We start from the raw sequence: 12274 nt of genomic DNA, 5'->3' as shown, positions 1-12274 counted from the left end.
GGTGTACACAGTATCGCGTACACCTCAGGTCAACTGTGGGAGCGAGCTTGCTCGCGAAAGCGGTGGGTCTGTCACATCCACGCCGAATGTACCCCCCGCCTTCGCGGGCGCCAGTTGCGCTACTTGTCTTGGAATTCCGCGGCACGCTTGGCGACGAACGCGGCCATGCCTTCCTTCTGGTCCTGCGTGGCGAACGCGGCGTGGAACACCCGACGTTCGAAGCGCACGCCTTCGGACAGGCTGACTTCAAAGGTACGGTTGACGCTTTCCTTGATCATCATGCTGATGGGCACGGATTTGGAAGCAATCAACGCCGCCGTTTTCAGTGCTTCGTCCAGCAGCTCATCTGCCGGCACGATGCGCGCGACGATGCCGCAACGCTCGGCTTCCACCGCATCGATAAAGCGCCCGGTCAGGCACATTTCCATGGCCTTGGCCTTGCCCACCGCACGGGTCAGGCGCTGGGTGCCGCCCATGCCCGGCAGTACGCCGAGGTTGACTTCCGGCTGGCCGAACTTGGCGTTGTCGCCGGCCAGGATGAAATCGCACATCAACGCCAGCTCGCAGCCGCCGCCCAAGGCAAAACCGTTCACCGCGGCGATGATCGGTTTGCGGCGGTTGGCGACGCGGTCGCTGTCGCTGAACAGATCATCCAAATAGATTTGCGGGTAGGTCAGCTCAGCCATTTCCTTGATGTCAGCGCCGGCGGCGAAGGCTTTTTTCGAGCCGGTCAGCACGGTGCAACCGATCTTCGGGTCTGCTTCCAGGCGGTCCAGCGCTTGGTTCAGCTCGCTGACGATCTGGGCATTGAGGGCGTTCAGCGCCTCGGGACGGTTCAGCGTGATCAGGCCGACGCGGTCCTTGATCTCCAATAAAATCGTTTCGTAATTCATGCAGGACTCCTGTTCAAAGATTGCGCGAAATAACCATGCGTTGAATGTCGCTGGTGCCTTCGTAGATCTGGCAGACCCGCACGTCGCGGTAGATGCGCTCCAGCGGGAAATCGTTGAGATAACCGTAGCCCCCCAGGGTTTGCAGCGCCATGGAGCAGACCTTCTCGGCCATCTCCGAGGCGAACAGCTTGGCCATGGACGCTTCCACCAGCGCGGGCTGGCCGGCATCGCGCAGCGCGGCGGCATGATGAACCATCTGCCGTGCCACGGCGATCTGCGTCGCCATGTCCGCCAGGCGGAACGCCACGGCCTGGTGCTCGATGATCGGTTTGCCGAAGCTCTGGCGCTCGCGGGCATAGTCGCGCGCCGCTTCGAACGCCGCGCGGGCCATGCCCACCGACTGCGCCGCGATGCCAACCCGCCCGCCTTCGAGATTCGCCAGGGCGATCTTGTAGCCCTCGCCTTCTTCTCCGAGACGATTGGCCACGGGCACTTTCAAATCCTCGAAGAGGATCTGGCAGGTGTCGGAGGCGTGCTGGCCGAGCTTGTCTTCGACCCGTGCCACGGCGTAGCCCGGCGAATCGGTGGGCACGATGAACGCGCTGATGCCGCGCTTGCCGGCGCCAGGATCAGTGACCGCGAACACAATAACCATCCCGGCGTTCTGCCCGGAAGTGATGAACTGCTTGCTGCCGTTGAGCACGTAATGGTCGCCCTCCAACCGCGCCCGGGTCTTCAGGCTGCTGGCGTCGGAGCCGGCCTGGGGTTCGGTCAGGGCAAAGGCGCCGAGCATCGCGCCGCTGGCCAGGGGCGTGAGGAACTTGGCTTTCTGCTCATCAGTGCCGAACTTGAGGATCGGCACGCAGCCCACCGAGTTGTGCACGCTCATGATGGTCGAGCACGCCCCGTCGCCGGCGGCGATTTCTTCCAGCGTCATCGCGTAGGCCAGGTAACCGGTGTCGCAACCGCCCCATTGTTCCGGCACCAACATGCCGAAAAAGCCCAGCTCGGCCATTTCACCGATGGCCTCCTTGGGGAAACGGTGCTCGCGGTCCCATTCAGCCGAGAACGGTTTCAAACGCTCCTGGGCGAACTGCCGGGCCATGTCGCGGATTTGGGTCTGTTCTTCAGTCGGGAGCATGGTGATTCCTTAGTACAGGCATTCAACGGCCATGGCCGTGGCTTCGCCGCCGCCGATGCAGATCGCCGCGACGCCGCGCTTCAGGCCCTTCTGGCGCAAGGCCGACAGCAGCGTCACCAGGATGCGTGCGCCGGACGCACCGATCGGGTGCCCCAGTGCGCAGGCGCCGCCGTGGACGTTGACCTTGTCGTGGGGGATTTCCAGCTTGTCCATGGTCACCACGCCCACCACGGCGAAGGCTTCGTTGACCTCGAACAGGTCGACCTCGTCCAGGGACCAGCCAGTCTTGCCCATCAGCTTCTTCACCGCGCCAATCGGTGCCGTGGGAAACAGGCCCGGGGCGTCGGCAAAGGCCGCATGGCCGTGAATGACCGCCAGTGGTTTCAAGCCGCGCTGTTGCGCCTGGCTCTGGCGCATCAGCACCAGGGCCGCGGCGCCATCGGAAATCGAACTGGCATTGGCCGCCGTCACCGTACCACCGTCGCGAAAGGCTGGCTTGAGCGTGGGGATCTTGTCGATCCGTGCCTTGGGCGGCTGTTCGTCGTGGCGCACGGTGACCTGTTCCTTGCCGACCATCACCTGCAACGGGACAATTTCAGCATCGAAACTGCCGTCCTTGATTGCTTGCTGGGCGCGGGTGGTGGAGGCAATGGCGAAGGCATCCTGGGCTTCACGGCTGTAGCCGTTGGCCTCGGCGCAGTCCTCGGCAAAGGTGCCCATCAGGCGGCCCTTGTCATAGGCGTCTTCAAGGCCGTCGAGGAACATGTGGTCGAGCACCTTGCCGTGGCCCATGCGCAAGCCAGCGCGGGCGCGGTCCAACAGATACGGGGCGTTGGACATGCTTTCCATGCCGCCCGCCACCACCACGTCGGCGCTGCCGGCGACGAGCATGTCATGGGCGAGGATCGCCGCTTCCATGCCCGAGCCGCACATCTTGTTCAGCGTGGTGCAACGGGTCGATTTGTCCAGCCCGGCGCCGAGCGCTGCCTGCCGTGCCGGCGCCTGGCCTTGCCCGGCGGCGAGCACACAGCCGAACAACACCTCTTCAACCGCGTCGGGGGCAATGCCGGCCCGTTCCACGGCGGCCTTGATGGCCGCGGAACCCAGCTGCGGCGCGGTGAGGCTTTTCAGTTCACCCTGGAAACCGCCCATCGGGGTGCGGACGGCGCTGACGATGACAATCGGATCGTGGGACATGACTAATCCTCCTATTTGGCGGCCATGCGCAAGGCGCCGTCGAGACGGATCACCTCGCCGTTGAGCATGCTGTTTTCAATGATATGCCGGACCAGCGCCGCGTACTCGGCGGGTTTGCCCAGGCGCGGCGGGAACGGCACGCCGGCAGCCAGGGAATCGCGCACTTCAGGGGTCATGCCGGCCATCATCGGGGTTTCGAAAATACCGGGGGCGATGGTCATCACGCGGATGCCGAAACGCGCCAGTTCGCGGGCGGCTGGCAGGGTCAGGCTGGCGATCGCGCCCTTGGACGCGGAATAGGCTGCCTGGCCGATCTGGCCGTCGAAGGCCGCCACCGACGCGGTGTTGATGATCACGCCGCGCTCGCCATCGGCGTTGGCTTCGGTTTCGGCAATGGCCGCCGCGGCCAGGCGCAACAGGTTGAAACTGCCGATCAGGTTGACGTTGATCACCTGGCTGAAACTGGCGAGGGCGTGGGGACCGTTCTTGCCGAGGATCTTCTCGCCGCGCACGATGCCAGCGCAATTCACCAGGCCATTGAGGCCACCCAACGCATCGACCGTGGCCTTGACCGCGGCTTCGGCGGCTGCTTCGTTGCTGATGTCCGCGACCACGCTCTGGCAGCCAAGCTTCTGCGCCTGTGCAGCCACGGCGTCGGCGTTGACATCCAGCAGCATCACCTTGGCGCCGGCCTTGACCAGCATTTCACCGGTGGCCGCGCCGAGGCCGGAAGCGCCACCGCTGACGAGGAATATCTTGTTGACGATCTGCATCATGGTTTCCTTGGATTCAAGCTGAAACGTTCTTCGCCACCGCCTCTTGAGCTTTGGCGATTTCCTGGTTGCGCAAGATAAAGCGCTGCAACTTGCCGCTCGGGGTTTTCGGCAAGTCGCTGACAAATTCGATTTCACGGGGATAGGCATGGGCGGCGAGGCGCTTGCGTACGTGCTGGCGCAGTTCTTCGGCCAGCTCCGGCGCGGCGCGGTACTGGGCGCTGAGCACCACGAAGGCTTTTACCAGCTCGGTGCGCTCCGGGTCGGGCTTGCCGATCACGGCGGCCTCGACCACGGCCGGGTGCTCGATCAGCGCACTTTCCACATCGAACGGGCCAACCCGGTAGCCAGACGTGGTGATCACGTCATCGCTGCGCCCGACGAAGCTGATGCTGCCGTCGGGGTTGAACTCGACGGTGTCGCCGCTCAGGTAATAATCGCCGACGAAGGCCTTGGTCGGGCCCCCTTCGTAACCGGCGAACCAGCACATCGGCGACTGGCTGCGATCGACGGCGAGAATGCCCGGCTGGCCGACGCCCAGCTCCTGGTGGTTTTCATCGAGCACCACGATGCGGTGCCCCGGCGAGGCAAAACCCGCCGCACCCTGGTGCACCGGGTGGTCGAGGCCGTGATGATTGCACAGCACCATGCCCAGTTCGGTCTGGCCGTAATGGTCGTGGATCACCACGTCCAGGTTGTCGGCGAACCAGCGGATCACTTCCGGGTTCAGCGGCTCACCGGCGCTGCTGACGATGCGCAGCTTACCCTTGATCGACCGGGCGAACTGCTCGCCGCCGGCGATCAGCAGGCGATAGGCCGTGGGCGAACCCGCCAGGTTGGTGATGCCGTATTTGTTGATGACGCGGCAGGTACTGTCCAGGGTGAACGGGCCGTCGTAGAAGGTAATCGGGTGTCCCAGCGCCAACGGGCCGGTCACGCCGAAATAGATGCCGTAGGCCCAGCCCGGGTCGGCGACGTTCCAGAACGCGTCTTCCGGCCGCAGGTCCACCGCGTCGCGCATGTAGCTCTGGAACGCCACGATCGCCTTGAGCGGCACCGACAACGCCTTGGCCGGGCCGGTGGTGCCGGAGGTGAACATCAGCAGGAACGGATCCTCGCCGGTCAGCATCAGGGGTTCGCACTGGTCGGACTGGTTGGCGACCTCGGCCCAGAAACTGTAATCGCCGCGGACGATGCCCTCGCCCTTTGCACCGCCGACCGTGACGACGGTGGGGCAACCGGTGACTTCGTTGAGCTTGGGACGGTTGACCGCGTCAGTGACCACGATCCGCGCGCCGGAGCTGCCGAGGCGGTGTTCGATGGCCTTGGGACCGAACGCGGTGAACAGCGGCTGGTACACGGCCCCGATGCGCCAGGTGGCGAGCACCGCGATCAGCAATTCGGCGTTGCGCGGCAACAGGCCGGCAACCTTGTCGCCTTTGCCGACACCTTGGGCGCGGAGGAAATTGGCGAAGCGCGCGGCGTTGTCTTGCAGTTGACGGTAAGTCCAAGTCGCGTCACTGCCGTCACGGCCCTCCCAGAACAAAGCAATGCGGCCAGGCAGCGCGTGCCGGTCGCAACATTCGACACAGGCGTTGAGTGCCTCAAGCGAGCCGTGCAACGCGGCATTGACGGTGTTCAGGTAATCGAACTGCGACGTGGCGGACGAATAATCGCGCATGGCCAGAATCCCTCTGTACTTTTTATTGGGTGGGGGAACCGTGAAGAGCAGGCAAATACTCGCGCCGAAGGGCTTGGGGGGCAATGGTCAAAGCCATCAAGTTGCTTGACTGGTTTGGCCATGGACTTAAGTCGGTGTTGCCAGGAATGGCCTCATCGCGAGTGGGCTCGCTCCCGCAATGGCTGGCAGCCACAGCAAGCCTGCTTAAACACCTGTGGCGAGGGGATTTAGCGAAACGTCGCACCGCCCCGTTGGGCTGCGAAGCGGCCCCCAACCAGACAACCCGGTGTGCCAGTAAGATCGAGGTCGTTGCTGTTGGGGCTGCTGCGCAGCCCAGCGGGGATAAATCCCCTCGCCACGGGGCCATCGTTTTTCTTAAGTGAGGAGTATTACTGCCGCTACAGGGGCTGTTTCCAGGCAAAGGAATAGGCCTTTTCCGGCGCCGGGGGTTGGCAGCGCTGGTTGTCCGCATCGGCCCCCACCAGGAACCACTTGGCCCGTGAGGTATCGCCGACCCGGCGGGCCTTTTGTGGGTCGTAACAACGCGCCAGGTTCCGTTCCGGCACCAAGGCAAACGCCTGCGGATGGCTGCGCAGCCAGGAAGCGGACTGTTCCAGGGCATCGCCGGTATGAAAACCGAAATGCACGATGGGCTGTTGCGCGAACAACCAGTGGCCTTCCCGCCAGCCCACCAGCACCAATTCACTGTTGCCCGTCAGTCGCGCCACATCACGCATCAAGGTCTCATGGGGGTTGACGCCTTCCTTGTAAGGCTCAATGAAACCGCGCACGAACCAAGCGCACAGCCACACCGAGGTCAAGGCGGCGAACACCACCCTGCCCCTCGGCCGCTTGCCAAACCAGCGACGGAGCATCCACGGCACCAGCGGTGCAACCAAGAGGATCAAGCCCGGCAACGCCGGAAAGATATACAACTTGCGCTTGCCGCTGCTCAGGCTGAAAAACAGCAGGACCAGGATCACCCAACCGAGCAGCACCAGCACCCGGCCGTCCTGCTTGATGAGATGCTTGCGCCACGCCGGCACCAGCCAGGGGAGCATGAAAAACAGCGGCAACCAGTATTTCGGGATCACCTGGACGATGAAATACCAGAACGGTTCTCGGTGCTCCCAGGCGTTGGCATAACGTCCCGCCGTCTGTTTGAACAAGATCTCCTGGACATACGCCAGGCTGTCAGGGCTGCCCTGCCCGACGATCACCAGCAACGGCCCGAGCCATACCGCGATGGCCGCCAACGCAACGACCAGCCCCAGCCACCAGGCCAACGCTTTGCCGGGCATCGGCACTACGCCCTTCCAACCCTTGCGCAGCGCATACGCGTAGGGAATCAGCATCAACGCCGGCAGAAACCCCACGCCCTTGCTGATGATCCCTAACCCCATCGCGGCGCAGGCCGCGTAGTACCAGCCCCAGGCCGGGCCGAGCAACAGGTGTCGGCACAAACCATAGATGCCCAGGATGGTCCAGAGCGCAAGAAACCCATCGATCTGGCCCGTGCGCAGAATGCTGTAGGTCTGGTAAGTCGCCAGGAACAACAGCGCAGCGATGCTTCCCACGCGCCGCCCCCACAGGCGCCGGCCCAGGTCATACAGGCACGCCGTGGTGACTGCGCCGGCCAGCAGCGCAGGCAGATACAGCGCGATTATGGGCAGATGGGTCAACTGCACGAACAACGCCACCGCCCACATGAACAGCGGCGGCTTGTCGGCGTAGATTTCACCGGCGCGATGGGGAATGAACCATGAGCCGTTTTGCAGCATTTCGAGCGCGACGCCGAGAAAACGCTCCTCGTCGACATTCATCGGTTGGCGCCAGCCCAGGCCGGCACCGACCATGATCAAGGCCAGCGCCGTCCACGCCAGGCATTCGAATCGCGAGCTGGACAGTCGTATCCTCACCGTCTCAGCCCTTCCCTGCCACTTCGCGGTTCTCCCGCTCGTGGTGCTTGGCAATCAACTGCAGATTGCGCAGGTAAACGATAAAGCCGAACGACTGGCCGACAATGAAAACCGGGTCCTGGCGGTAGATCGCATAGGCCAGCAATAACGCGCTGCCAATGATACTCAGGTACCAGAAGCCCACGGGAATCACGCTGCGCTTCTTGTATTCGCTGTACAGCCATTGCAGGGCGAAACGGCCGGTAAATGCCAGTTGTCCCCCGAAGCCGACCGCAAGCCACAACGATTCTCTGCCCATGTCAAACCTCGGTTTCTTGTGCGTGGGTGTCCAGGCGGGTGCGCTTTATCAGCCACCACACACCGAACAGATCAAGGATGCCCACCAGGGCGCGATCGAGGTTGCCGTAGTTGGAGACCCCGGCGCCGCGCTCACGATGGTTGACCGGCTGGACCAGCATCCGGCCGTTGTGACGACGAATCAGCGCCGGAATGAAACGGTGCATGTGATCGAAATACGGCAGCCGCAGGAATGCCTGGCGCTCGATCAGCTTGATGCCGCATCCAGTGTCCGGCGTCTGGTCCTTGAGCAGGCTGGCCCGCAGTTTGTTGGCGAATCGCGACGCCCAGCGCTTGCTCGCCGTGTCCCGGCGGTTGACGCGATGCCCGGCCACCAACTTCACCCCCCCGGGCGCGCCTTCCGATCCACGGACCAAGTCCAGCATCTTCGGCAAGTCTGCCGGGTCGTTCTGACCGTCGCCATCCAGGGTCGCCAACCAATGCCCGCGCGCCACCTCGGCGGCGTGGAAAATCGAGGTGCTTTGACCGAGGGAACGGGCATGGCTGAGCACCCGCAGCTGGGGATAGCCGCCGCGTTGCAGCGCACGCAGCTCGGCCGCGGTGGCGTCGGTGCTGCCATCGTCGATCACGATGACCTCAAAGGCCTCGTTGGCCAGTGCAACACGCACTTCTTCCAGCAAGGGAATGAGGTTGCCAGCTTCGTTTTTCGCCGGAATCAGGACCGACACATAAGGAGTTTCGTGCATGGCGTTCCAATCTAAAACACGGGAATGGGTGGGTTAAACGCGGTAATAGTGGCGGTACCAATCGACGAACGACTGCACGCCAACGGGCACCGGGACCTGCGGGCGAAAACCCACGCGCTCCTCGAGTTCACGGGTGTCAGCCCAGGTATCGACCACGTCGCCGGACTGCAACGGCAGGAAATGCTTGACCGCGCGCATGCCCAAGGCCTCTTCGATGCACTCGATGAACTGCAGAAGTTTCACCGGCCCGCCGAAGCCAATGTTGTAGACCTTGTTGGGCACGCCAGCCTCATCGGTTGGCGGCAGCGGCAGCAAGCGCACCAGGCCCTCGACGATGTCGTCGATATACGTGAAGTCCCGCGACATCGCGCCATCGTTGTAGACATCGAGGGGACGGCCCTTGAGGATGGCGTCGGTGAACTTGAATGGCGCCATGTCCGGTCGCCCCCATGGCCCGTACACGGTAAAAAAGCGCAGGCCGGTGGTGGGAATGCCGTAGAGATGCGAGTAGGCGTGGGCCATCAGCTCGTTGGCGCGCTTGGTCGCCGCATAAAATGAAACCGGCTGGTCGACCGGGTCGGTCGTGGCGTAGGGCAGGCGTTCGCTCAAGCCATAGACCGAGCTGCTCGAAGCGTAGACCAGGTGCGCCGGCCGATGGGCTCGGCAGGCCTCCAGGATGTTGAGAAAGCCCACAAGGTTGCTTTGCGCATACAGGTCGGGATTGTCGATGGAATAACGAACGCCCGCCTGGGCCGCGAGATGGATGACGTATTCAAAGGCGTTCTGCGCGAAGACCTCCGTCAGGGCCGTCTTGTCCGCCACGTCCAGCCGTTGGAAGCGGAAGTTGTGGCATTGCGCCAACTGCGCGAGGCGCGCCTGTTTCAACTCGACGCTGTAGTAGTCGTTGAGATTGTCGATGCCGATCACTTCATGGCCGTCGCTGCACAGCCGCTTGGCCACATGAAACCCGATGAACCCCGCAGCACCGGTGACCAGCACCTTCATACGCTACCCAAAACGGTCACTTGCATACGCTACCCTGGCTGATGACCCGGCTTTTCCGGGCGCTGCAGAGCCTTTTAGCAAAAATAGATGACGGTTTTATGAGCGTGCCGGTCTGCCCAGTGAAACCTATGTGGGAGCGAGCCTGCTCGCAAAGGCGGTGGGTCAGACGACACAATTGTCGATTGTTAAATCGCTATCGCGAGCAAGCTCGCTCCCACAAAAACTCCCTGCGCCTATCCAGGGGAATCAGTGAGGATCGTTGAGAATCAGGCTGCGGTAATGCCCCGGATTGGACCCGGACCACTTGCGAAACGCCTTGTAGAACGAACTGGCGTCGGCGAATCCCAACCGCGAGGCGATTTCCACGAAGCTGATGGACGGCTCGGCCAGCCAAGTAATCGCCAGCTCCTTGCGTACGCTGTCCTTGAGGCCTTGGTAGGTCTGCCCCTCCTCCGCCAGCCGACGGCGCAAAGTGGACGCTGAAACACACAGTTGCTGGGCCAGTGCCTCGGTTTCCGGCCACTGTTGCGCAGGCAATTGGCGCAAATCATGCCGGATTCGGCTGGAGAGGCTTTGCGGGTCGCGGTACTTGACCAGGATGTTCGCCGGCGCCTGGGCCAGGAAGCGCTTGAGCTCTTCGGGACTGCGCCGGATGGGTTGGTCCAGGCATTCTGCGGAGAAAATCATCCTGGTGCGAGGGCGGTCGAAGCGTAGGTTCTGGGAGAACATGACGCGATAATCGTCGCAGAAATCCGGCGCTGGGCAACGTAACTCGACCGACAGGATCGGGATGCGCCGTCCGGCCAGCCAGCAGGCCACGCCGTGGACAATCATCCAATAGGTGAAATAGGTAAACGCCCGACGCGGCGCCTGGCCTTCTTCGAGCAGGACGATTTCCGCCAGGCTCTGCTGGCGAACCCACTGGGCTGGCAGATGTTCCAGCATCAGCGACAGGAACCCCAGTCCTGCAGTCAAACCCGTAGCCAACGTCGGTTGGGCCATGGCGCACTGGCAAAGAAACGCCAGGCTGCCGGACTTCAGCTTGCGCGGGTCCATGCCGAAGAACTCGTCATCGCGGCGCCGGGCCAGCAGCCGCCAGAGCCGCGCATAGGCATGGGCCGGCACCCGGGCCTGGGAATCATCGAGCAAAGCCGGAGCTATGCCGACCTTTTCCAGGACTTCATCCGTCGCGGCTCCTAGCGCGCAGCTTTGCAACAGCGCCTCACGCACCAACTGGATGGAGATGGTGTCTTTTTCCGCCATGGCACGGGTGTTCACAGGATCCGATAAAGCAGTCGCTCAATCCGCACCCGGCTGACGCGCTTGAGGAACTTGCCCACCGCCGCCGGATAATCCGGCAGGGTTTCCAGGTCCAGGTAGCGTTCGATGCGGTGGGTGTGGCGATAGATCTTTTCAAGCTCGGCCTGGCGCGACGCCAGCAGTTCGCCCTTGGGGTCGTCCAGCAACAGGGCGTTTTCCAGGTCCAGGCGAAACGCCCTGGGGTTCAGGTTGTTGCCGGTCAGCAAGGTGTAGCGCTCGTCGACCCACATGCCCTTGAGGTGGTAGGTGTTGTCGCCGTCGCGCCACAGGTGCAGGTTCAACTGGCCGCTGTCGATGTAGCGCTGGTGCCGCTTGGCGAAGCGCCGCAGGCTGATCTCGTACAGATACGGCAATGCGGCGATGATCTTGAACGGCTCGCTTGGCGGAATGTAGAAATCGTTGGCGGTCTTGTCGCCGACGATAATGTCGATCCGCACCCCGCGGGCCAGGGCCCGGTTGATTTCCCGGGTCACCGCCAGCGGCAGGTTGAAGTAAGGCGTGCAGATGGTCAGTTGCTGGCGGCTGCTGGCAATCAGTTCACCGATCACTCGACTCAACGGGTTGTTCTTGCCGACGCCCAGCAGCGGGCTGACCGACAGGCCACTTTTATCGAGGCTGCCAGCCGTGGTGTCGTAGGCCGCATATTTGAGGCGACTGCGCAGGTCGCCGATGTCCTTGCGCAAACTGCGGGTGCTGGGCAGGTTCGGCAAGTCGAGGCGATGCACCGCCCGGGAGGCAACCAGGCCGTGCTGCACCAGGTGATGCATCGAATCGGCCAGCGCGGTGTTCTGTAGCAGGTGATAACGGTCGTAGCGGTATTTATCGAATTTGTGCAGGTAGACGTTGTTCAGGCTGGCGCCGCTGTAGAGCACGCAGTCGTCGATCACGAAGCCTTTCAAGTGCAACACGCCGAACAGCTCGCGGGTCTGCACCGGCACGCCGTAGATCGGCACTTCGCTGGCATGGGTGCGCGTCTGTTCCTGATACCACGCCGAGTTGCCGGGCTGCTTCTTGGCCCCGATCAATCCGCGCTGGGCGCGCAGCCAATCCACCACCACGACCACCTCCAGCTCGGGACGCGCGGTCTTGGCGGCATGCAGGGCATCGAGGATTTCCTGGCCGGCCTCATCCTGTTGCAGGTACAGGGCGACGATGTAGATGCGCTGGGTGGCCTGGGCGATTTTCTCCAGCAGGCAACGGCGGAACTCGGCGGCGCCATCAAGGATGGTCACGGCATCGGCGGTCAGTGCAAAGCTGCGCAGCTTGGGCAGCAGGGAGCGTTTGAAAAGCGACGGCATAGGG

Annotated in this window: 11 protein-coding genes; all 11 read right to left on the bottom strand. The window is 63.0% G+C overall.

Features of this window, described 5'->3' with window-relative positions; genetic code table 11:
• Window positions 1-119: 119 nt before the first annotated feature.
• The 11 genes from JMN22_RS15180 to pssA all read right to left on the bottom strand — a co-directional run bounded on the left by JMN22_RS15180 (window position 120) and on the right by pssA (window position 12270).
• Complete coding sequence (locus tag JMN22_RS15180; RefSeq protein ID WP_198796511.1) at window positions 120-893, bottom strand: enoyl-CoA hydratase; 774 nt, start codon at window positions 891-893, stop codon at window positions 120-122.
• Window positions 894-906: 13 nt separating this feature from the next.
• Window positions 907-2034: an acyl-CoA dehydrogenase gene (locus JMN22_RS15175; protein WP_198796512.1), complete on the bottom strand. Its 1128-nt coding sequence runs from the start codon at window positions 2032-2034 to the stop codon at window positions 907-909.
• Between the two features lie 9 nt (window positions 2035-2043).
• A complete protein-coding gene (locus tag JMN22_RS15170; RefSeq protein ID WP_030138852.1) occupies window positions 2044-3231 on the bottom strand; it encodes an acetyl-CoA C-acyltransferase in 1188 nt (395 codons plus the stop codon).
• 11 nt (window positions 3232-3242) lie between these two features.
• Complete coding sequence (locus JMN22_RS15165) at window positions 3243-4004, bottom strand: SDR family NAD(P)-dependent oxidoreductase (protein ID WP_198796513.1); 762 nt, start codon at window positions 4002-4004, stop codon at window positions 3243-3245.
• 16 nt (window positions 4005-4020) lie between these two features.
• Window positions 4021-5685 (bottom strand): AMP-binding protein, encoded by a 1665-nt coding sequence (locus JMN22_RS15160; protein WP_198796514.1) that lies wholly within the window; start codon window positions 5683-5685, stop codon window positions 4021-4023.
• A gap of 398 nt (window positions 5686-6083) precedes the next feature.
• Window positions 6084-7604 carry an ArnT family glycosyltransferase gene (locus JMN22_RS15155; RefSeq protein WP_030138849.1) on the bottom strand — a complete coding sequence of 507 codons (1521 nt, stop codon included), beginning with the start codon at window positions 7602-7604 and terminating at the stop codon, window positions 6084-6086.
• A gap of 4 nt (window positions 7605-7608) precedes the next feature.
• Window positions 7609-7902: a lipid-A-disaccharide synthase N-terminal domain-containing protein gene (locus JMN22_RS15150; protein ID WP_030138848.1), complete on the bottom strand. Its 294-nt coding sequence runs from the start codon at window positions 7900-7902 to the stop codon at window positions 7609-7611.
• A 1-nt stretch (window position 7903) separates the two neighbouring features.
• Window positions 7904-8647 carry a glycosyltransferase family 2 protein gene (locus tag JMN22_RS15145; RefSeq protein ID WP_030138847.1) on the bottom strand — a complete coding sequence of 248 codons (744 nt, stop codon included), beginning with the start codon at window positions 8645-8647 and terminating at the stop codon, window positions 7904-7906.
• 33 nt (window positions 8648-8680) lie between these two features.
• Entirely contained in the window at window positions 8681-9652 is a 972-nt protein-coding gene (locus JMN22_RS15140; RefSeq protein WP_030138846.1) for an NAD-dependent epimerase, read from the bottom strand.
• A 246-nt stretch (window positions 9653-9898) separates the two neighbouring features.
• Window positions 9899-10915, bottom strand: coding sequence for an AraC family transcriptional regulator (locus tag JMN22_RS15135; protein WP_198796545.1), 1017 nt, complete (start codon window positions 10913-10915; stop codon window positions 9899-9901).
• Between the two features lie 11 nt (window positions 10916-10926).
• A complete protein-coding gene (gene pssA / locus JMN22_RS15130) occupies window positions 10927-12270 on the bottom strand; it encodes a CDP-diacylglycerol--serine O-phosphatidyltransferase (RefSeq protein ID WP_198796515.1) in 1344 nt (447 codons plus the stop codon).
• Window positions 12271-12274 lie beyond the last annotated feature (4 nt).

The sequence above is a fragment of the Pseudomonas sp. HB05 genome (assembly GCF_016756915.1).
GTDB classification, from domain to species: Bacteria; Pseudomonadota; Gammaproteobacteria; order Pseudomonadales; family Pseudomonadaceae; genus Aquipseudomonas; species Aquipseudomonas alvandae.
Note: the sequence above shows the minus strand (reverse complement) of the source record. Positions and strands in the feature narration are given on the sequence as shown.